Below are 21,993 nucleotides of genomic sequence, written 5' to 3' on the forward strand. Positions count from 1 at the left end.
CATGAAGGCCCTGGTTCTGGCGGGGGGCTCGGGCACCCGCCTGCGGCCCATCACGCACACCTCCGCCAAGCAGCTCGTACCGGTGGCCAACAAGCCGGTGCTCTTCTACGGCCTGGAGGCCATCGCCGACGCGGGCATCCGTGACGTCGGGATCGTCGTCGGCGACACCCACGCCGAGATCGAGGCGGCCGTCGGCGACGGCTCCCGGCTCGGCGTCAACGTCACCTACCTGCGGCAGGACGCGCCGCTCGGGCTGGCCCACGCGGTGAAGATCGCGCGCGACTACCTGGGCGACGACGACTTCGTCATGTACCTGGGCGACAACTTCATCGTCGGCGGCATCCGCTCGCTGGTCACCCGCTTCGGACACGACCGCCCGGCCGCGCAGATCATGCTCACGCAGGTCCCCGACCCGACCCAGTTCGGCGTGGCCGAGCTCGACGACCAGGGCCGGGTGGTGGCCCTCGAAGAGAAGCCGCGGCAGCCCAAGAGCGATCTCGCGCTGGTCGGCGTCTACCTGTTCACCGCCGCCGTGCACGAGGCCGTGGCCGAGCTCAAGCCGTCGGCGCGCGGCGAACTGGAGATCACCGACGCGATCCAGTGGCTCATCGACGACGGCCGCCGCGTCGAGTCGACGATCATCTCCGGCTACTGGAAGGACACCGGCAACGTCGCCGACATGCTGGAGGTCAACCGCCTCGTCCTGGAGTCCCTCACCCCGGCGGTACGGGGTGAGGTCGACGCCGCCTCCGAGCTCATCGGGCGGGTGGTCGTCGAGGAGGGCGCGGTCGTGACCAGGTCGCGCATCGTCGGCCCGGTCGTCGTCGGGCCGGGCGCGCTCGTGCGCGACTCCTACGTCGGGCCGTTCACCTCGGTGGCGGCCGGCTGCGTCATCGCCGACAGCGAGATCGAATATTCGATCCTGCTGGCCCGCTCGTCCATCACCGGCGTGCGCCGGGTCGAGGCGTCGCTGATCGGCCACGACGTCGAGGTCACCCCGGCCCCCAACACCCCCCGAGCCCACCGGCTGGTGCTCGGCGACCACAGTAAGGTGCAGATCTCCGCATGACACGTGTCCTGGTCACCGGGGGGGCCGGGTTCATCGGCTCCCATTTCGTGCGCACCCTGCCCGACGCGAAGATCACTGTCATAGACAAGCTGACTTATGCCGGCAACCGCGCCAACCTCGACGGCGTCGACCACGACTTCGTCCACGGCGACATCTGCGACCCCGACCTGCTGGCGCAGGTCGTGCCGGGCCACGACCTGGTGGTGAACTTCGCCGCCGAGAGCCACGTCGACCGGTCGATCGACGGCGCGGCCGACTTCGTCCGGACCAACGTGCTCGGCACCCAGACCCTCATGCAGGCCTGCCTCGACGCCGGGGTGCCCCGCGTCGTGCAGGTCTCCACCGACGAGGTGTACGGCACCATCGAGACCGGCTCCTGGGACGAGAGCGCGGCGGTGAACCCGCGTTCGCCCTACTCGGCGGCCAAGGCCGGCGGCGACATGATCGCGCGCGCCTACGCGGTGACCCACGGGCTCAACGTCTCGATCAGCCGCTGCGGCAACAACTACGGCCCCTACCAGTTCCCCGAGAAGGTCGTCCCGCTGTTCGTGACGAACCTGCTCGAAGGGCGGAAGGTCCCGCTCTACGGCGACGGCGGCAACGTCCGCGACTGGGTCCACGTCGACGACCACTGCCAGGGCATCCGCCTGGTGGCCGAGCGCGGCGAGCCCGGCGAGGTCTACCACATCGCCGGGACGGCGGAGATGTCCAACCGCGAGCTGACCGACCACCTGCTCACCGCGTGCGGCGCGACCTGGGACAGCGTCGAGTACGTCGAGGACCGCAAGGGCCACGACCGCCGCTACAGCCTCGACGACTCACGGCTCAGAGCGCTCGGTTACGCTCCCCGCTGGACCTTCGCCGAAGGCCTGGCCGACACGGTCGCCTGGTACCGCGACCACCCGTCGTGGTGGAAGCCGCTGCGGGGCTGGGCGTGACGCGCTGGCTCGTCACCGGCGGCGGGGGCATGCTGGCGAAGGACCTGGCGAGCGTCCTCGGCGAGGTCTGGGCGCCCACCCGGGCCGAGCTCGACATCACCGACGAGGCCCAGGTCACCGAAGCCGTGCGCGAGGCCGACGTGGTGGTGAACTGCGCCGCCTGGACGGCCGTCGACGACGCGGAGACACATGAGGAAGAGGCGCTGAGGATCAACGCGCCCGTTCTTCTCGCGAAGGCGGCCGGCCGCAGACTCATCCACCTCTCGACCGACTACGTCTTCTCCGGCGAGGGCACCGACCCCTGGCCGGAGGACGCGCCGACCGCCCCCGTCAACGCCTACGGCCGCACCAAGCTCGCCGGTGAGCGGGCCGTCCTGAGCCACGGCGGAACGGTCGTCAGAACCGCCTGGCTGTACGGCGCCCACGGCCCCAACTTCGTCGCCACGATGACCCGCCTCGAACAGTCCCACGAGGTCGTGAACGTCGTCGCCGACCAGCACGGCCAGCCCACCTGGACCCGCGATCTGGCCCGCCGGATCGTCGACCTGGCCGGATCGGGCGCCCGGGGGGTCTTCCACGCCACCAACTCCGGCGCGACCACCTGGCACGGCCTGGCGCGGGAGGTCTTCCGCCTGCTGGGCGCCGACCCGGAGCGGGTCCGGCCGATCACCTCGGCCGAGTTCCCCCGCCCGGCGCCGCGTCCGAAGAACAGCGTTCTGGCCCACGGTGCGTGGGGGTCGGCGGGCCTCAAGCCGATGCGCGACTGGCGAGAGGCCCTCCACGACGCCTGGGCTATGGAGCTTTCTCCGGGGCTTTCTCGGCCGGAACCACGATGACGTCCCGGGAGCCGTAGCGCGGCAGCGGCTCCTCGGAGGCGAGTTCGGCGTCGGTGATGACGTGGAGCGCGTCGTCGCCGATGGCGTGCACCTCGTAGTTCTCCGCGCGCAGGTCGCGGAGCACCTGGCGGAGCGCGGGAACGTTCCGGAGCACCTCCACGACGATCGTCGGCCGGTTGGCCAGCAGCTGCGGCCAGACCGCGCGCAGCACGTTGGCCTCGTAGCCCTCGATGTCGAGTTTGATCAGGTCGACCCCGTCGACCAGGTCCGACATGCGCACCGTCGGGACGGTGATCGTGCGGTTGGCCGGGCGGCCGCTGATGCCCTCGCCGCCCTCCGACAGGTAGGCCCCGGTCGGGGCGACGTAGCTCTCCTGGTCGGGCAGCGACAGCTCCAGCGTGGCCGGGGCGTCGTCGGGGACCACGGCGGCCTGGATCACCTTCACGTTGGCGAGCCCGTTGAGGTCGGCGTTGCGCGACACGATGTCGGCCGCCTCCGGGTTGGCCTCGACCGCGACGTAGGGCACCTCCCGGGCCGCGTCGGCGCCCTGGACGGTGTAGTAGCCGATGTTGGCGCCCAGCTCCAGGATGCCGGTGGCCTTGGCGCACAGGTCGCGCCAGCAGGCCGTCTCCATGCCCTCGTAGCCGCGTTCGCCGTACCAGAACAGGATGCGCACCAGCCGGGACTCCACGGCGGCCAGCCGGATGCGCGGGTTGTCGGGCAGCGCGAAGTCCTGGGTGAAACCGAGCGGCCGGTGCCGCAGCACCTTCACCGCGTGGCCGAGCAGGGTGCGCGAGACCCCGGAGGAGGAGTGGAAACCCGAACGGGTCCTCATCGTCACTCCGGGCGGGACCACGATGAGCGCGCGGGAGAGCAACTCCCGGGCTTTGACGCGGGCCCGCAGGACGGGCGAGAGCTTCTCGGCCATGGACTTCTCTCGTTTAGGGGCAAAATGGATCGGCCCCAGACTAAAGGTGCACATGGCGTAAATGGGGGCCCAATTTCTTGGGTGAGAAAACGGACCCGCCCCTCCCTCCAGGGCGGGTCCGCCCCGTCGTCAGCGCGCCCGCAGGCGCAGGTCGAAACTGATGTCGCTGGAGTCGGGCCGGTCCTGGTGGATCTCCACGGTGATCGTGTTCTGTCCCTGCTGGAGCAGGCCGGGTGACAGGGACACGTCGGTCCACTGCGACTCGGCCGTGCCCGAGATGGTGGACAGGGCCCGGGTGGCGGCGGTGATCGTGCCGGTGGGGAGGTTGTTCCGCCAGACCTCCTGGCCGTTCAGGTAGACCACCGCGCCGTCGTCCCTGATCACGCCCATGGTGAGCTGGCCGAAGGTGGCGGCGACGCCGAAGGTGGCGCGGAAGTAGTAGGTGATGCGGCCTGCCGCGACCACCTGGCGTTCGTCGCCGTCGCCGAAGCCGAACTGCGCGGCGCCCTGCGGCCAGCCCGCGTCGTTGAACCCGGCCGCGCGCCAGGCCGTGCCCTGGTCGCTGCCGTCGTCGAGGTAGCGCCACGTCGATCCGCCCGGGACGAGCGTGACGTCGCCGGAGGGCGGGATCAGCGGGAACTCGGTGTAGTTGGGCCGGGCCACGTCGTTGAGCTGGCTGTAGCCGCCGCCCGCGCGGAGCGCGTCGGGTCCGGCGTTCAACGCGAACACCTGGCCGTTGGCCGTGGGGGCGAAGTCGGTGTCGACCGCTCCCGTCCCGGCGTCGACGGCCGCGAAGTCACACCGCTGGAACCCGGCGAAGTCGGGGCAGAAGTGGCCGGCGGCGTACACGTAGGAGCCCCGGACCGCGACCGACTCCACGTCTCCGTCGGCGGTGCGCTCCCAGCGCCGCGAGCCGTCGCTCAGCCGGTAGGCGGCCAGCCGCCCGCCGACGCCGGCGATGGCGGCGTAGACGTTGCCGTCGTCTGCGGCCAGGTCGAGCACCCAGCACTGGTTGCTCGGCACGTCGCAGCTGGCCGGCGGGTTCCAGCTCGTCACCGAGCCGCCCAGGTCGACCGAGCCCAGGAACAGCCGCGTCGCGCCGCCGAGGCTGCGGAACTGGCCGCCGACCAGCACGCTGCCGCCGTTCGGCGCGGGCGCCATGGTCATGATCGTGTTGTTGGCGCCGGGGTTCCAGCCGCGCAGCGCGCCGCTGTTCACGTCGACGGCCGCCAGCCTGTTCCGGTTCTGCCCGGCCACCTGGCTGAACGCGCCGCCCGCGTAGAGCGTGTCGCCGATCACGGCCAGCCCGCGCACCGTGCTGTTGGCCGCCGGGCTCCAGCCGCCCACCACGCCGCCGGACGCCAGGTCGACGGCGGCCAGCCGGGTCCGGGTCTGGCCCGCGACGGTGGTGAAGTCGCCGCCGAGGAACACCCGCCCGTTCCCCACGGCCAGGACCTGCACCGCGCCGTTCACGGCGGGCGACCACGATCGGATCAGGTCGCCCGAGGCGGCGTCGAGCAGGGCGACGCGCTGGCGGCCCACGGTCTCGCCGGTCGTCGAGTGGCGCAGGCTGGTGAACTCACCCGCGATCACCACCCGGTCGCCGGTGTGGACGATGGCCAGCACCCGCCCGTTGGGCAGCCAGTTGGCCCGGGGCTGGCCCGAATAGTCGGCCGCCCACGCAGGGGCGGTGAACAGACCGGTCAGAAGAATCACCAGGGACAGGACGGTCAGGAACTTCCTCCGCATGGCCGGAGTATGAACCTGATTACCGCCTCAGTCGACGCACGATCGCCCCGAGTCCTATCAGGACCATCAGCCCGGCCGCCCCGCCGAGCATGAGCTGCGGCAGCCGCGACGGTTCCTTCGCCTTGCCGCTCTGCTGGATCGCGTTCGGGTCGGGCTGCGGCCCCGGCTTGCGGATCGGGCCGGTGACCAGGTCCTCCGGCAGCGCCCACGAGTAGATCTCGCTCTTCTCGCCCTCGCTGCCGACCAGCAGCGTCGTGCCGTCGGCGCTGAGCGCCATCGACTCGCCCTGCGGCTGCTTGGGCGCGTCGACCGTCTGGACCACCTGGCCGGTCACCCCGGAGAAGATGCGGATCTTGGCCAGGCCGCGCAGGTACATGCGGCCGTCGTAGCCGATCAGCCCGTCGGAGATGACGTGGGGGACCGGCACCAGCTTCTCCAGCCGGTTGGGCACGCCCGGCATCAGCGACGCGGGGGCGGCGTAGACGGCGCCGCCGCTCGTGGTCTTGCTGACGAAGTAGAGGTTGCCGTTGGACGGGTTGACCAGGACCGCCTCGGAGTCCTGCGGGCCGTCGGGGTAGACGATCGGATAGCGCTCGGCGGTCACCGTCGTGTCGGCCAGCGTCTTCGGCTCGGGGAAGACGAACAGGGTCACCCCGGCCGTGCGGGTCTTGTCGTTGTCGCCGGTGTCGGCCAGGTAGATCAGGGCGTTGCCGCGCTGGTCGACGAAGCCGCCCATGGCCTCGGTGTCGACGGCCGCGGCGCCCTCGATGGTGACCGTCGCCCTGGTCGAGCCGTCGGGGCCGATGGCGTAGAGGGTGGCCGGCCCGGCGCCGTCGTTGTGGGTCCAGACGACGCCGGGGTGGAGCGGGGAGGCGTACAGGCCGCTGGATTCGGTGATCTTCGGGTCGGCGACGACCCGGTCCTTCTTCCACGCCGCCTTCACCTGCGCGGGGGGCGCGGGCTCCGCGTGAGCGGGAACCGCCCCCGTCAGTGCGAGCGCCAGGAGGGCGCTACTCAGCAGCGTGGGTCGTCGCATGGGGGGTCTCATTCCGTGACGGGAGGGAGGTCTTGCGCAGGTGCCACCAGAGGAGGAAGCCCGAGGCCAGGCCGCCGAATCCGATGCAGTAGGGGGCCAGGTGAGCCAGGTCGGGAGCGGCCACGAGCATGATCAGCATGGCCGTCAGGCCGATGCCGGTCTCGGCCGCCCGCACCAGGAACACCAGGCGGGACAGGGTGTAGGCGGCGGCCATCATCGACAGCGGCAGCGTCGCCGAGAAGCTGACCGTATAGGCGATCCAGCCGCCCACGGTGACCGCGTCGAGGGTGAACGCGCCCCCGGTGATGAGCGGGCCGGCCCACCCGAGGACCGCGAGGGCCACCACGCCGCAGGCGAGCGTGCCGGCGATGAGCACCACCGACGCGGTGAGCGCGTTGCGCGGCCGGATCGGCACCCCGGCGTCGCGCCGCCGCACGAACGTCGGCAGCAGATAGGACCCCGCGCCCTGCACGACCGTCAGCGCCGGCGACAGCAGCAGCCGCCCCGCCTCGACGGCGGCCAGCACGGTCCGCCCGGCGAACGTGTCGATCGCCACCCGCATGACCAGCAGCGCGACCGGCCGCAGCGACGCCTGCGCCGACCGCCAGGCGGCGAACGCGGTCACCTCGCGGAGCCCGGCCAGGCGCGGCCACGGCAGCCGGTATTCCGCCGACGGCAGCAGCAGGAGCGTCAGCGCCAGCGAGAGGACCTGCCCCGCGCACATCGCGCCCAGGATCCACGTCAGCGTGAACGGCGTGCCCCCGGCCCAGAGCCCGGCCAGGATCGCCAGCGTCGTGCCGACGTAGACGAGGTCGTTGAGCACCAGCCGGCCGAACTCCAGCCGCGCGTTGAGCAGCCGCCGCGCGCTCTCCTGCGGCAGCCAGAGGACCGTGAGCAGCGCGAACGCCGCGACGCCCGCCGCGTCGGCCAGGTCGAGCAGCAGCGCGAACGCCACCCCGACGAGGGTCCCGGCCGCCGTCAGCCCGAGGATCGAGGCGCACAACGCGGCCCGGATCCGCGGATTGAAACGGTCCAACACGTTGAGCGAGTCGCCCACCCACGAGGAGTAGACGGTGGTGACCGCGACGAGGACGGCCATCATGATCGCGTAGGCGCCGAACGCCTCGGGCCCGAGGAACCGCACCGCGATGAGCTGTAAGACGACGCTGCCGCCGGCCGTGACGGCCTGGGAGGTGACCGATCCGCCCGCTCGGGCGACCAGCCTGCGCAGGGACCGGGCCATCAGTTGGCGGCGCCGGTGTCGATGGTCACCACGGGCTCGGAGTCGTCGTCAGGCGGGTCGTCGGCCACCGGCGGCCGGGCGGCCGGGGTCTTCGCGGGCGGCTCGGGCCAGCTCCGGATCGGCGGCGGAACGGGCCGGTCGGGCTTGTCGGTGGCAGATGCGGAGGGCGACTCGGCCGGTTTGGCGGGCAGGCTGATGCGTTCGAAGGCGGCCGTCGGGCGGTCGTCGTATTCGGCCTTGACCGGGGCCGAGCCGTTGATCTCCGGCCGGGGCAGCAGCGGGCGCCGGGGCTGGGGGGGCTTGTGGCGCTGACCGGTCGGGGTGGTGGCCTGGCGGACGGTGCCGATCGGGTTGGTGGCGCGCAGGAACGCGATGACGATCGCCAGCAGGGTGCCGACCGCGAGGCCGATCGCGATGTTGGTCGGCACCTTGCTCGGGGTGACCTTCAGCGGGTTGGCCTGGTCGACGAACCTGACCCCGCCGCCGAACTGGGCGAGGTCGATCGTCGCCTCCGACTCCTTGAGCTGGAGCTGCACCAGCGCCTCGGTCAGCGACGACTCGGTGGCGCTGCCGTCGGGGGCCCGTTTCAGGTCGGCCTGCACGCGTTCGCGGGTGGTCCGCACGCTCTTGAGGAGTTTCTCCTGGTCGCGCTGCGCGTCGGCCTCGGTGAGGATCTGGTAGGCCGCCACGACCGAGTTGGACATCTGGGCGGCCAGCTTGTCGGTCTTGGCCGTCGAGGTGACCACGACGATGCCGCCGGCCGTGCCGGGCGACGCCGTGACGCTCTGGCGCAGCGTCTCGAGGTCGACCACGACCTTCTGCTCGTTCTCCAGCAGTTGCCTGGCCCGGTCGAGCACGCCCGCCGACTGGGCGAACGCCGCCCGCTGGGCGGTGTAGGCGATGTAGCTGCTGTCGGACGAGACGCCCATGCGCAGATAGGTGGTGCTGCGCGGGTCGACCACCGCGAACCGGGCGGTCGCCTCGACGTTGCCGAAGACGAAGAAGGTCGCCGCCCCCGCCATGACGGCGGTGGCGAGGATCAGCGCGACGGACGACCACCGATAGCGCCACACGGCCTCAAGAAGGCCGACCTCCGGGGTCTCGTCACGTTGGTCTGTGGCCACGAATGCCTGTTCTCCCCGCTGTGCATTCCTCTACACGGTAAAGAAGTGGTTGATTCACAGTTTAGACATCAGCCTCAGGGCCGAGAATCGCCTGCCTCATTGCCGCTGTGTAACGCAATAGGCTGAACCGGGACATCGCATCGTCGAAACCCCTGTTCGCGAGGGCCTTCGCGGCGGTCCAGTCGTTAAGCAAAATTTCCACGGCGTCGGCGAGCGCGACCGCGTCCCCCGGCGCGACGAGCAGGCCGTTCTCCTTGTCGCGCACGATCTCGGCCAGCCCCTGGACGTCACTGGCGATCACCGGACGGCGGGCCAGCATGCCCTCGACGGCGACCAGGCCGAAGGGCTCCACCCTGGAGGGCACCAGCACGACGTCAGCGGTGTCCAGAAGTGGCCACACCGGGTCGGCGAACCCGGCGAAGGTCACCTCGGGACCTGCTTTGGCGCGGAGCTCGGCCTCGTACCACTCGTAGCCGGGGAAGATCGTCCCGGCCAGGGTCAGCTTCACCGGCACACCCCGGCTGACCAGGATGTTCGCCGCCTCGACCGCCACGTCGTTGCCCTTGCGCGGCGACAGCCGGCCGACCAGGACGAGGTGGCCCTCGTGGTCGGGGCGGGGGTCGGTGGGCGGGGGACCGGCGACGCCGTTGTGGATGACGGCCGTTCGGCCGTCAGGGGCTCCGTCGGCCACGATCCGGTCGCGCACGCTCTGGCTGATCGCGATGATCGAGTGGGCCAGCCGCAACGGCAGGGCCAGCGCCCGCCTGATCGGCCCGGGGACGCTCTCCTCCGCCTCGTGGACGTGGCACACGACCTTCGGCACCCCGGCGAGCCGCCCGGCCAGCAGCCACCAGGGGATGGTGACCGTGTTGACGTACAGGACCGAAGGGCGGTTCTCGCGCAGGTAGGACACCATGCGCGGGAGGCGGGCGGCCAGGGTGGCGGCGAGCCTGAGCAGGCCGACCGGCTTCAGGTAGGCCTTGCGGAGCACCGGCACGGGCAGGATCTCCACCTCGGCCCCCGCTTCCCGGATGAGAGCGCACAAAGGGCCATCAGCAGGCAGAGTGACCGTTATTTCGGCCAATTCGGACAGGGCTCGGACCGATTCCACCAGCATGCGGTCGGACCCGTAGAGATCGGGCGAAGGGTGGGCCATCACCACTCGAACCATGATTGCCGCATCCAAATGTTTGGTTACCGTTTACGGTTGGATGTTCATCTTGTCATCCAACGAAGGGGACGCATGCGCATCGCCATGATCGGTACTCGCGGGGTACCGGCCCGTTACGGGGGCTTCGAGACCGCCGTCGAGGAGATCGGGGCACGCCTGGCCGACGCCGGGCACGACGTCCGGGTCTACTGCCGGGGGGCGGTGGAGCCGATCCCCGCCTACAAGGGGATGACGCTCGTCCACCTGCCCGCCGTCAAGCACAAGATCATGGAGACGCTCAGCCACACCGGCCTGTCGGTCGGCCACGTGCTCTTCCACCGCACCGACGTCGCCCTGGTGTTCAACGCGGCGAACGCGCCCTTACTGCCGTTCCTCAAGCTCGCCCGCATCCCCGTGGCCACCCATGTCGACGGCCTGGAGTGGAAGCGCGCCAAATGGAACGGTGCAGGGCAGCGCTACTACCTGGCGGTGGAGAAGCTGTCGGTCCGGTGGTCGAAGCAGATCATCGCCGACGCGGTCGCCATCCAGGACTACTACCGGGACAAATACCAGGCCGACAGCGTGATGATCCCCTATGGCGCCCCCATCCAGGAGCGGTGCGACGAGGGCCTGCTGAAGGCCGAGGGCTACGAACCCGGCGGATACCACCTGGTGGTGGCCCGGTTCGAGCCGGAGAACCACGTCGACGTGATCGTCGAGGGCTACGTGCGGAGCAAGGCCAAACTGCCGCTGGTCGTGGTCGGCTCGGCCCCCTACGCCGAGGACTACGTCAAGAAGATCAACGACCTGGCCGCCACCGACGACCGGGTGAAGCTGGTCGGCGCCGTCTGGAACCAGGACCTGCTCGACGCCCTCTACGCCGGGTGCGCCACCTACCTCCACGGCCACTCCGTCGGCGGCACCAACCCCTCGCTGCTGCGCGCCATGGGCGCGGGCGCCTCGACCATCGCCTACGACGTCGTCTTCAACCGCGAGGTCCTGGGCGAGTCGGGCGCGTTCTTCGGCGGCCCCGACGACCTCGCCCGCGTCATCGAGGAGGCCGAGGACGACCCGGCCGCCGCCCGCCACCGCGGCCACCTGGCCCGCGAACGCGCCCGCACCTCCTACACCTGGGACGACGTCGCCGCCCGCTACGAACGCCTCTGCCTGGACCTGCGCGGATGAGTTTCGTGCGCTACCCGCCGGGCCGGGCCAACGTCTGGATCCCGGTCGGCGACGCCCGGTCGGCCGCCGCCGGGCTGTCCCTGCTCACCTTCTCCAAGCCGCTGCCGCTGCTGGCCCAGCGGACGCTCCACCGGGCGGTGCGCATCGCCGGGCCGTGGCTGCTGCCGGGCCGCCGCGAGAAGTGGGAACCCCCGGTCGACGGCTGGGACGCCCTGCTGGCGGAGGTCGCCGAGGCGGTCGGCCGGGTCGACGGGGTGGCGCTCTACCTGCGCCCGCAGTCGACCCGCCCCGGCGCCGCCGCCCTGCTCCTCAGGGACGGCCGACCGGTCGGCTTCCTGAAGGTCCGCGAGGGCCTGGAACGGGAGGCCGGGGTGCTGCGGCTGCTCGACGGCGGCGACGGCTTCCGCGCGCCGGTCGTGCTGGGCGAGGGCCACTCGTGGCTGGTGATGTCGGCGATGGAGCCGGTCCCGGCCCGGCCGGCCCGCAAGGTCGACGTCGTCGACCTGACCGCCCGCATCCAGCGCCTGCTCGCCGACCTGCCCAAACCGCCCGGCACCCCCGGCCACTGGCTGCCGATGCACGGCGACCTCACCCCGTGGAACCTGCGCCGCACCCGGGGCAGGGTGCCGTGGCTGATCGACTGGGAGGACGCCGCCTGGGCGCCCCCGGGCGCCGACGAGGTCTACTTCCGGGCCGCCGAGACGACCCTGTTCGGGGTCGACCCGGTGCCCACCGGCTACGCCGAGGCGGCCGCCCACTGGGAGGCCGTCATCTCCAAGCGCCACGACGACCTCCCGCTCAACGGCGGCATGCTGGCCGCGCTCGAAGTGCTCAGCCGTCCGCCCAGTCGGTGAGCCGGCGGCCGAGCATCTCCTCCAGTCGCCGGTTGTGCGGGGCGAAGTGGCGGGCGAGCCGCTTGCGCACGTCGGCCGGGATGTCACCCGGTGCGGCGGCGTTCCAGACCTGGCCCGCCTTGGGCAGCGGCGCGGGCGGCAGCCCGAGGAACTCGGCCGCCCCGTCGCAGGCCGCCTGCGGGTCGCGGTAGAAGTCCTCGCTGGTCAGGATGTGGAAGCGGTCGCGCGGGAAGTGCGCGAACCAGCGCTCCAGGCCGCGCGCGTACTCGCTCTGGGCGACGTAGGACTGCTGCTCGTGGGCGTAGGACAGGTACGCCGGATCGGCGACGATCCTCGCCTCCTCCCCGGCGGTCCGGGTCTCCTCGGCGGCCAGCGCCTCCTCGAAGGTCAGGGTCTCCGCCCCGGCCCTCACCCGCTCGCGGTAGTGGGAGAACGCGCGCTCCACCGGGTCGCGTAAGACGAGCAGGATGCGTGCCGTTGGCACGTTCCCGGCCGCCCGCCCGGCGGCCAGCGGGTGGTGCAGGTAGTAGGGCGAGCCCTCACCGGCCACCACCGGGCCGCCCGCTCTGCGCTCCGCCCTGGCCCGGCTGAACCGGCTCGGCAGGTGCGACCGGTACCACCGCATCCCGCGCGCGTAGTTGGAGTCGAAGTAGTGGACGCCCTTGGTGTGGTTGGCCTTCGGCAGCAGCCCGGCCGCCGGGAAGAGCGGGATCACCCGGGGATGTTCGAGCAGCGCGAAGTAGAACGACGTCGACCCGCCGCGCTTGGCCCCGATCAGCAGGAAGTCGGGATCGGGCCGGAAATCCGCGGTCGCCATGCCCCATCCCCGGATGGCGGCGCGGCCCGCGTTCATCACGGGTTTCGGGAGCTTCATCAACGTCTTCCTTTCAACCGGTCCATAGTGAAAAGTTATTAACCGCTCGTATGCTGGCACACGTCACCAGGCAGAGCGGCGATTCGGGGGGACCGGCGTGAAAGGTGCGCGCCACCGGCGGCTTCGGACGCAGTGGTGGCCCACTCTCGTGCCTCTCGGAATGATTCTCGCGAGCGACTACAAATTGCGCTCGCGTGACGTCGGCGAAGCCGTCGGCGGCGGCATCGACGCCACCGTGCTGCTGGAGATCGGGGTCTACGGGCTCTGCGCCCTCTACCTCTACCGGCGGTTCGGCCTGCGGGCCCCGCGTCAGGCGGCCCCGGCCGCGCTGATCCTGGCCTGGCTGTTCGCGGCCTACTGCGCCCTGTCGGTGCTGTGGACCCCGTTCCCGCCGTTCGCCGCCGTCCGCGCCTCGCAGTTGCTGGTCACCGCGATCGTCTGTCACGTGATCGCGACCCGGGCGACGCGCGACGACCTCTACCGGCTGGCCCACTTCTTCGTCGGCCTGGTGATGGTCTCGGTGGCGTTCGGGCTGGCGATCCCGCTCAAACGCACGCCGAACACGCAGGACCGCTTCAACTGGCTCTACGTCCACCCGGTCACGGCCGGGATGTTCCTGGGCGTGGCGCTGCTGCTGTGCCTGGCGTTCCTGACGCCGGGCGGGCTGCCGAGGCGCTACCCGTGGCCGGTCTACGCCGGTTCGGCGGCCGTCGCGGGCGCGGCGCTGGTCGCCACCGGCACGCGCGGGGCGGCCATCGGCATCCTCGCGGGGGTGGCGGCGTTCCTGCTCACCGCCCGCGGGGCCCGTGGCCGGGCCGAACTGATCATGGTCGGGGTGCCCCTCGTGGTGCTCCTGCCGCTGCTGTACGGCGACAAGCTCATCGAGTTCGCCACCCGTGGCGAGACCGTCGAACAGTTGGAGAGCCTCAACTCCCGTACCGACCTGTGGACCTTCGCCTACCAGGCGGTGATGAACCGTCCGGTGTTCGGCAACGGCATGTCGTCGGCGCGCGGGCTGTTCCTCGACGCCCTCGGGCTCGGCGGAGGCCACAACATCTTCGTCAACGTCGTCGTCGAGGGCGGGCTCGTGGGAGCGGCGATCTTCTGCCTGCTCCTGGTGGTCGTCCTGACGGTGAACCTGTCGTTCACCAGGGCCAGGGAGGTGCGGGTCGAGGCGGCGATGCTGCTCGGCCTGATGACCTTCCTGGTGGTCGACGGCCTGACGGCCGACCAGATGGCGGGCGCGGCGAACGTCGCTTCCATCTGGATGTTCCTCATCGTGGCGTGGACATGTGTTATCACACGTAAACCAGTGAGACGCGAGGAGCGTCACGATACGCGTGGGGCCGATGTGACCTCACCTGTGCCCTGAAGGGGACCCAATGCGCAAGACCCTGATATTGGGGCTGCTCACCGCGTTAGCGGTGACCCCCGTCCCCGCGGCCATGGCCGACACGGCGCCGACCGGGAGTGAGCCCGCGACGGTCACCGCCGACGCCCTGCCGACCTGGCAGACCGACGGCGTCGTGCTGACGATCGAGATCGCAGGCGGCGTCACCTACGTCGGAGGCAACTTCGACAACGTCCGGCCGCCGGGCGTCCCCAAGGGGGGCGCGGGCGAGGTGGAGCGGGTCGGGCTGGCCGCGTTCGACACCGCCACCGGCGACCTGCTGCCGTGGAACCCGGTGGCGTTCTCCCCGACGTTCACCAGCGACACGGCGCAGAACGAGTGCGACAAGATCTCCACCGACACCTACCGGTGCGACGCGGTCTGGGAGATCAAGGCCTCGCCCGACGGCTCGAAGATCTACGTCGCCGGCGACTTCAACAAGATCGACAGCTCGCGGCGCGACCGCATGGCGGCCTTCGACACCGCCACCGGGGCCCTCGACCCCGACTTCAAGCCCGTGTTCAACAACCGGGTCCGCGCCATCGCGGTGTCCGACACGACCGTCTACGCGGGCGGCCACTTCACCACCGTGAGCGGCGAGACCCGCACCCGCCTGGCCGCCTTCGACGCCTCCACCGCCGCCCTCACCTCCTGGGCGCCGACGGCCGACAAGCGCGTCAACGCGATGATGCTGACCCCGGCCGGCAACCGCCTCATCGTCGGCGGCGACTTCGACCGCATCAACGGGATCAAGCAGCACGGCCTGTCGGCCGTCAACGTCAGCGACGGCTCCAAGGGCACGTTCAACAGCAACGACATCCCCGCCAACAGCTCCACCAGCCGTTCGTGGGTGACCGACATCGTCTCCGACGGCACCCGCATGTACGCCAGCGCCAACGGCGAGGGCACCTTCGACGGCCGCCTGGCCTTCAACCCCGACAACGGCTCGCGCATCTGGATCAACAACTGCCTCGGCGCGACCCAGGCCGTCTCGGTGATGGGCGGCGTCCTCTACAGCGGCAGCCACGCCCACCGCTGCAACATGCAGTCCTACTACGGCGCCGACGGCTTCCCTGAGACCAAGCCCCACCGCCGCTACCTCGCCGAGCCGGCCGGCACCGCCCAGGGCGGCAAGCAGACCATCCTCCACTGGTTCCCCAACTCGGCCCCCGGCACCACCTACCCCTGGGTCCAGGGCCCGTGGGCGATGGCCAACGACGGCACCTACCTGTGGGCCGGCGGTGACTTCACCGAGGTCAACGACGTGGCGCAGCAGGGCCTCACCCGCTGGACCTTCCACGAGACCAAGCCCGACGTCGGCGGCCCCATCCAGGCCGGCTTCGGCGCGCCGACCCTCCAGGCCAACGGCGGCGGCAAGGTGACCATCCGCTGGGGCGCCACGTGGGACCTGGACAACCGCAAGGTCCGCTACGAGGTGCTGCGCAACGACGGCCAGATCGCCTGCACCGCCGAGTCGTTCTCGGTGTTCTGGAACCTGCCGAACCTGTCGTGCCAGGACACCGGGCTCACCCCCGGCGCTTCGCACACCTACCGGGTGCGCGCGATCGACCCGTACAACAACCGCGTCTCCAGCCCGACCAGCGCGTCGGTGACGGTTCTGTGAGACGGGGGCTCGCCGCCGCGGGGGCCCTGGCCCTCGTGGCGGCGGGCGTCCTGATCTGGGCCGCGCTCATGCGGCCCGGCAGTGTCGAGCCGGCCCAGCCGTCGTGGAAGACGGCCGGGCCGGTCCCGCTGGGCCAGACCGACTACGCCGTCCCCGACGGCGCGTTCTTCGTCGCGACGACCGGTGACGACGGCTCGCCCGGCGACCGCGACCGGCCCTGGCGGACCCTGGGCCACGCGGTGGAGACCGCCCCGGCGGGCGCGACGATCGTGCTGCGCGCGGGCGTCTACCACGAGAAGGTCGAGATCTTCCGCAAGAAGCTGACCATCCAGAACCACCCCGGCGAGGTCGTCTGGTTCGACGGCAGCGAGCCGGTCACCGGCTGGACCGCCGACGGCCCCCGGTGGCGGCGCGACGACTGGAACGTCCAGTTCGACAACACCGACTTCACCGCGGGCGGCGGTGAGGACTGGCACATGGTCGACCCCCAGTACCCGATGGCCAACTGGCCCGACCAGGTCTTCTTCGACGGCCGGCGGCTCGCCCAGGTGCGCGGCGCCGGCGAGGTCGGCCCCGGCACCTTCTTCGTCGACTACCAGACCCGCCAGCTCTTCGTCGGCGACGACCCCACCGGCCACGACGTCCGCGCCACCACCCTCGACGAGGCCCTCTACTTCGAGGGCGCCCACGGGTCGGCCCTGAAAGGCGTGGGGGTACGCCGCTACGCCACCTCCCTGGCCAGGATCGCCGCCGTCAAGGCGTTCGCCGACGACATGACGATCGAGAACAGCGTCTTCGCCGACACGTCGGTGACCGGCCTGTCGCTGAAGGGCGCGCGGATCACCGTCCGGCACAACCTGTTCGAGGGCAACGGCCAGGTCGGCCTCGGCGGGCACAAGTCCGACGACGCCACGATCGTCGGCAACGTCAGCCGCGGCAACAACGTGGAACGCTTCATGATGACCCCCGTCTCCGGCGGCCTGAAGATCACCGAGTCGCGGCGCATGACGCTCGTCGGCAACCTCATGGAGAACAACCGGGGGCCCGGCATCTGGCTCGACGAGTCGATCGTCGGCGCCCTGGTCGCCCGCAACATGGCGCGGAACAACGCCCACCACGGCATCCATTTCGAGATCTCGGCGGGGGCCCTCATCGCCGGAAACGTCTCGACCGGCAACGGCTCCCACGGCATCTATGTGAACGAGTCGAGTGACGTGCGGATCTGGAACAACACCGTGGCCGACAACAAAGGCCGCCAGATCTATGTCATCGACGGGGCGCGGCAGCAACTCGTGCCGGGAGTGAGCTGGAATGTGAGCGGTGTCGAGGTGCGCAACAACGTCATTTCCGCCGCGACCGTCGAACCCCTCGTCGCGGTCCGCGACCTCACCCGGCGCAAGAGCGCCGCCGACATGGCCGACTTCGACCACAACGTCTACTACCGGCGCGGATCGGGCCCGATCGCCGACTGGGCCGACTGGACCAGGGCCGAGGCCGGAGTGGCGACGCTCGACGACTTCCGGCGTTCGGCCGGTCAGGAAAGCCACGGTACCGAATCGCCTGAATATGGCGGTTTGCCCGATGGCGCGCCGCTGCCTTCCTCGGTCGCCCGATTGTTCGGGCTCCCGGATGAAGCGGAAGTTAAAGCGGGGGCCCCTGACAGCGAACTTTAATCGTTACTTTGTGACCCACGGGTTACTCCTTGCTGGATTAAACCGTTCCATTACGCTTGCAGCGGTGTGAGAACGATCTCCTGAGATGTAGGTGCCCGTGGTAATTCGATCATCGCGAGTGGCCGCCTTCCTGGCCGCGACATTATTGGGGGCGTCGCTCGCGACGGTCCCCCTTCCCGCCCGAGCCGACATCGACCCGCCTCCGGGCGTCACCGAGACGGTCACCGCCGACGCCCTGCCCACCTGGCAGATCAACGGCGTCGTCTGGAAGATGGCCACCGTCGGCAACACGGTCTACGCGGTCGGCAGCTTCACCCGCGCCCGGCCGCCGGGCACCGCCCCCGGGAACGCGGCCGAGGTGGTGCGGTCGAACATCCTGGCCTTCAACATCACCACGGGCAACGTCACCTCCTTCGCGCCGACCCTCAACGCGCAGGCCCGCACCATCGCCGTCTCGCCCGACAAGACGAAGATCTACATCGGTGGGGACTTCACCCAGGTCAACGGCCAGACCCGCAACCGGGTCGCGGCCTTCGACGTCGCCACGGGCAACCTGGAGTCGTGGGCGCCCTCGGTCGGCAACGTGGTCCGCGCGATCACGGTCAGCAGCTCGACCGTCTACATCGGCGGCAACTTCTTCAACGTCAACGGCCAGAGCCGCAACCGCCTGGCCGCGGTCAACCGGAGCAACGGCGCCAACCAGCCGTGGGCGCCCGACACCGACGACGAGGTCTTCGCGCTGATCATGTCGCCCGACCAGAGCCGGGTCATCGTGGGCGGCAAGTTCCAGCAGCTCAACAATGTCCCCCGGGTGGGCATCGGCGCGGTCGACCCGGTCACCGGCGACTCGCTGCCGTGGAGCAGCAACCCGATCCCGGCCCGGATCGGCAACGACTACTCCATGACCTACGACCTGGCCACCGACGGCACCAACATCTACGCCGCCGCCGACGGCGAGGGCTGGCACTGGTTCGACGGCCGGTTCGCGGTCGAGCCCAACACCGGCGACCTGATCTGGCTCGACAACTGCTACGGCGCCAGCTACAGCGTCTTCCCGATGAACAGCGTCCTCTACAGCGTCGGCCACGCCCACGACTGCGAGTCGCTGAAGGGCTTCCCCGAGGTCTCGCCGACCCGCTGGCAGCGCGCCCTGGCCACCACGATCGAGCCGACCGGCACCGACCCGATGCCGCCCTCGAACAACAGCCAGTACACCGGTCAGCCCACGCCGACCCTGCTCCACTGGTTCCCGCAGGTCAACGCCGGTTCCTACACCGGCATGAACCAGGGCGGCTGGGCCCTGACGGGCAACGGCGACTACCTGGTCCTGGGCGGCGAGTTCACCTCGATCAACGGCGGCGCCCAGCAGGGCCTGACCCGTTTCGCGGTCAAGGCCAACGCGCCCAAGACCTCGGGCCCGATCCCGACGGCCGACCTCACCCCGACCGCGGTCTCGCTCAACGCCGGCACCGCCCGGCTCAGCTGGAAGACCACCTGGGACCGCGACCACGCGAAGCTCAAGTACCAGATCCTCCGCGACGGCGGCACGACCCCGATCGGCGAGGTCGAGGTCGACTCCAACTTCTGGACCCTCCCGTCGGCCGGCTTCATCGACGAGGGCCTCGCGCCCGGTTCCGTCCACACCTACCGGGTCCGCGCCGTCGACCCGCAGGGCAACGCCGTCGGCAGCGGCACCTCCGACCCGGTGACGATCTCCTCGGCCGGGGCGCTGAGCGCCTACGCCGAAGCCGTGATCGACGACGGCGCGAGCGCCTACTGGCGTCTCGGCGAGGCGTCCGGCACGACCGCCTTCGACTACGCCGCCTTCACCGACGCCACCCGTGACGCGGGCACCTCCCAGGCGACCCCCGGCGCGATCAACGGCGACGCCGACGCCGCGGCCAGCTTCAACGGCACCGGCACCGGCCTGGTGAAGACCAACAGCACGGTCGCCACCACCCCCGCCTTCTCGATCGAGGCCTGGGTCAAGACCACCTCGAACCAGGGCGGCAAGATCGTCGGGTACGGCGCCTCCGCCACCGGTGAGTCCGGCAGCTACGACCGTCACGTCTACATGGACAACTCGGGCCGCGTCTACTTCGGCGTCTACCCCAACGCGGTCCGCACGGTGAACAGCGCCCCCGGCTTCAACGACGGCCAGTGGCACCACATCGTGGCGACCCAGGGCAGCGGCGGCATCGCCCTCTACGTCGACGGCCGCCGCGTCGGCCAGGACGCCTCGGTGACGGGCGCCCAGGTCTACAACGGCTACTGGCGCATCGGCGGCGACAACCTCAACGGCTGGCCCAACCGCCCGACGAGCAACTACCTCAACGGCCAGATCGACGACGTCGCCATCTACCCGGCGGCCCTGACGCCGGCCAAGGTCGACGCCCACTTCGTCGCCTCGGGCCGCACCAGCCCGATCCCGCCGCGCCCGGCCGACGACTACGGCCGCGTGGTCTACGACGACGAGCCGGTCACCTACTTCCGGTTCAACGAGGCCAACGGCCCGGCGGCGATCGACGCCAGCACCACCGGCGTCAACGGCTCGTTCACCGGCACGGGCGTCACCTACAACCAGACGGGCGCGATCGTCGGCTCGACCAACCGGGCGGTCCGGGTGCAGAACGGCGGGCGGGCCTTCTCGGCCAACTCGATGAGCAACCCGACGACCTACTCGGCCGAGGTCTGGTTCCGCAGCAACTCCAACCAGGGCGGCAAGATCGTCGGCTTCGGCAACACCGCCACCGGCACCAGCGCCAACTACGACCGCCACGTCTACATGCGCAACGACGGCCGCCTGGTCTACGGCACGTACACCGGCGCCTTCAACCTGATCACCACGACGGCCACGTACAACAACAACCAGTGGCACCACCTCGTGGCGACGCAGGGCGCCGACGGCATGAAGCTCTACGTCGACGGGGCCCTGGTGGGCACCAACGCGCAGACCGGCGCCGAGAGCTACTCGGGTTACTGGCGCTTCGGCGGCGACAACCTGAACTCCTGGCCCAACCGCCCCACCTCCGACAACCTCAACGGGTTCCTCGACGAGGGCGCGATCTACGCCAAGGTCCTCACCCCGGCCGAGGTCGCCCAGCACTACCAGGAGGGCACCGGCACCGGCCCGGCCAACCAGCCGCCGACGGCGTCGTTCACCTCCAGCTGCACCGACCTCGGATGCACCTTCGACGCGTCCGCGTCGAGCGACCCCGACGGCTCGATCGACGGCTACGCCTGGGACTTCGGCGACGGCCAGACCGGCACCGGCGCGACCCCGAGTCACACCTACCCGGCCGCCGGTGACTACCCCGTCACCCTGACCGTCACCGACAACGACGACGCCACCGCCGAGAGCTCCGGCGTGGTCGTGCCCCGACCGGCCGCCAACCCGCCGTCGATCATCGCCAACGACACGTTCGGCCGGACCCTCAACGGTTCGCTCGGCACCGCCCAGACCGGCGGCCCGTGGACGCTCGTCGGCGGCGCCGGCAACTTCTCCGTCGACGGCAACGCGGCCAAGCTCGCCCTCCCGGCGACGGCGGCCAACCCGCGCGCCTACCTCGACGGCGTGTCCAGCACGACCTCCGACCTGTCGTTCTCGATCGCGTCGGACAAGGTCGGCACGGGCAACGGCACCTACCTGTTCGCCTCCGGCCGCCGCGTCGCAGGCGTCGGCGAGTACAAGGTCCGGGCCCGGCTGCTCCCCTCGGGCGTCGGCCTGTCGCTGATCCGCACCGCCGGGAGCACCGACACCCTGATCACCTCGGAGACCACCGTCCCCGGCCTGACCTACACGCCGGGCCTGGTGCTGAACATGCGGGTGCTGGTCACCGGCACCAACCCGACGACGATCTCCGGCAAGGTCTGGAACGCCGCCGGGACCGAGCCCGCCGGCTGGCAGGCGACCACCACCGACGCCACCGCGAACATGCAGGTCGCGGGCGGCGTGGGCATCGGCGCCTACCTGTCGGGCACCGCGACGAACGCGCCGATCACCCTGACGGTCGACGACCTCGCCGCGAGCAACCTGGCCGCCGCCCCGACGGCCGCGTTCACCCCGACGTGCACCGGCCTGACCTGCGACGTCGACGCCTCGGCCTCGACCGCCGGTTCGTCGGCCATCGCGAGCTACACGTGGAGCTACGGTGACGGCGGTGCGCCCAGCACCGGCCAGACGGCGTCCCACACGTACGCCGCTCCGGGCACCTACAACATCACCCTGACCGTGACGGGCGCTGACGGACGGACCTCGGTCGTGGTCCAGCCCGTGACCGTCGCCTAAGAGACAGCCGATGCCCCGCCGGTGAAGACCGG

Annotated in this window: 16 protein-coding genes; 9 read left to right on the forward strand and 7 right to left on the reverse strand. The window is 70.9% G+C overall.

What is annotated here, in order from left to right; genetic code table 11:
* The first annotated feature begins 1 nt into the window (after position 1).
* From AW270_RS14810 to rfbD, 3 genes are read left to right on the forward strand one after another with little or no spacing between them, the layout of a single operon-like run.
* A complete protein-coding gene (locus tag AW270_RS14810; protein ID WP_061294910.1) occupies positions 2–1,069 on the forward strand; it encodes a glucose-1-phosphate thymidylyltransferase in 1,068 nt (355 codons plus the stop codon).
* Positions 1,066–2,007 carry a dTDP-glucose 4,6-dehydratase gene (gene rfbB / locus AW270_RS14815; RefSeq protein ID WP_061294911.1) on the forward strand — a complete coding sequence of 314 codons (942 nt, stop codon included), beginning with the start codon at positions 1,066–1,068 and terminating at the stop codon, positions 2,005–2,007. The genes AW270_RS14810 and rfbB overlap by 4 nt, the downstream gene beginning before the upstream one ends.
* On the forward strand, positions 2,004–2,843 hold the full coding sequence (gene rfbD, locus AW270_RS14820; protein ID WP_061294912.1) for a dTDP-4-dehydrorhamnose reductase: 840 nt from the start codon (positions 2,004–2,006) through the stop codon (positions 2,841–2,843). The genes rfbB and rfbD overlap by 4 nt, the downstream gene beginning before the upstream one ends.
* Here rfbD and AW270_RS14825 read toward each other — a convergent pair.
* From AW270_RS14825 to AW270_RS14850, 6 genes are all read right to left on the reverse strand, one after another.
* On the reverse strand, positions 2,800–3,771 hold the full coding sequence (locus AW270_RS14825; protein ID WP_061294913.1) for an FkbM family methyltransferase: 972 nt from the start codon (positions 3,769–3,771) through the stop codon (positions 2,800–2,802). The genes rfbD and AW270_RS14825 overlap by 44 nt on opposite strands.
* A 129-nt stretch (positions 3,772–3,900) precedes the next feature.
* Positions 3,901–5,520 carry a PQQ-binding-like beta-propeller repeat protein gene (locus tag AW270_RS14830; protein WP_061294914.1) on the reverse strand — a complete coding sequence of 540 codons (1,620 nt, stop codon included), beginning with the start codon at positions 5,518–5,520 and terminating at the stop codon, positions 3,901–3,903.
* Positions 5,521–5,539: 19 nt separating this feature from the next.
* A complete protein-coding gene (locus AW270_RS14835) occupies positions 5,540–6,556 on the reverse strand; it encodes a YncE family protein (protein WP_157521979.1) in 1,017 nt (338 codons plus the stop codon).
* Entirely contained in the window at positions 6,531–7,799 is a 1,269-nt protein-coding gene (locus AW270_RS14840) for an MATE family efflux transporter (RefSeq protein ID WP_061294916.1), read from the reverse strand. The genes AW270_RS14835 and AW270_RS14840 overlap by 26 nt, the downstream gene beginning before the upstream one ends.
* Positions 7,799–8,923 carry a GumC domain-containing protein gene (locus AW270_RS14845; RefSeq protein WP_061294917.1) on the reverse strand — a complete coding sequence of 375 codons (1,125 nt, stop codon included), beginning with the start codon at positions 8,921–8,923 and terminating at the stop codon, positions 7,799–7,801. Before AW270_RS14845 ends, AW270_RS14840 begins: the two co-directional genes overlap by 1 nt.
* Before the next feature lie 61 nt (positions 8,924–8,984).
* Positions 8,985–10,094, reverse strand: coding sequence for a glycosyltransferase (locus tag AW270_RS14850; RefSeq protein WP_061294918.1), 1,110 nt, complete (start codon positions 10,092–10,094; stop codon positions 8,985–8,987).
* A gap of 72 nt (positions 10,095–10,166) precedes the next feature.
* Between AW270_RS14850 and AW270_RS14855 the strand changes: the two genes are divergently transcribed.
* Both AW270_RS14855 and AW270_RS14860 read left to right on the forward strand, forming a co-directional pair.
* Positions 10,167–11,258 (forward strand): DUF1972 domain-containing protein, encoded by a 1,092-nt coding sequence (locus AW270_RS14855; RefSeq protein WP_061294919.1) that lies wholly within the window; start codon positions 10,167–10,169, stop codon positions 11,256–11,258.
* Positions 11,255–12,112, forward strand: coding sequence for a phosphotransferase (locus AW270_RS14860; RefSeq protein WP_061294920.1), 858 nt, complete (start codon positions 11,255–11,257; stop codon positions 12,110–12,112). Before AW270_RS14855 ends, AW270_RS14860 begins: the two co-directional genes overlap by 4 nt.
* Here the strand turns inward: AW270_RS14860 and AW270_RS14865 are convergent.
* The gene (locus AW270_RS14865; protein ID WP_061294921.1) at positions 12,090–12,986 is read right to left on the reverse strand and encodes a sulfotransferase domain-containing protein; all 897 of its coding nucleotides are present in this window, start codon (positions 12,984–12,986) and stop codon (positions 12,090–12,092) included. The two genes, AW270_RS14860 and AW270_RS14865, sit on opposite strands and share 23 nt — an antisense overlap.
* Positions 12,987–13,146: 160 nt before the next feature.
* Here AW270_RS14865 and AW270_RS14870 point away from each other — a divergent pair, with 160 nt between their 5' ends.
* The 4 genes from AW270_RS14870 to AW270_RS14885 all read left to right on the forward strand — a co-directional run bounded on the left by AW270_RS14870 (position 13,147) and on the right by AW270_RS14885 (position 21,961).
* Positions 13,147–14,358, forward strand: coding sequence for an O-antigen ligase family protein (locus tag AW270_RS14870; RefSeq protein ID WP_061294922.1), 1,212 nt, complete (start codon positions 13,147–13,149; stop codon positions 14,356–14,358).
* 10 nt (positions 14,359–14,368) lie between these two features.
* Positions 14,369–16,000: a hypothetical protein gene (locus AW270_RS41780; protein ID WP_061294923.1), complete on the forward strand. Its 1,632-nt coding sequence runs from the start codon at positions 14,369–14,371 to the stop codon at positions 15,998–16,000.
* A complete protein-coding gene (locus tag AW270_RS14880) occupies positions 15,997–17,673 on the forward strand; it encodes a right-handed parallel beta-helix repeat-containing protein (protein WP_061294924.1) in 1,677 nt (558 codons plus the stop codon). Before AW270_RS41780 ends, AW270_RS14880 begins: the two co-directional genes overlap by 4 nt.
* Before the next feature lie 118 nt (positions 17,674–17,791).
* Positions 17,792–21,961 carry a LamG-like jellyroll fold domain-containing protein gene (locus tag AW270_RS14885; protein ID WP_061294925.1) on the forward strand — a complete coding sequence of 1,390 codons (4,170 nt, stop codon included), beginning with the start codon at positions 17,792–17,794 and terminating at the stop codon, positions 21,959–21,961.
* The last annotated feature ends 32 nt before the right edge of the window (positions 21,962–21,993 follow it).

The sequence above is a fragment of the Herbidospora cretacea genome (assembly GCF_001570605.1).
Lineage (GTDB): Bacteria > Actinomycetota > Actinomycetes > Streptosporangiales > Streptosporangiaceae > Herbidospora > Herbidospora cretacea.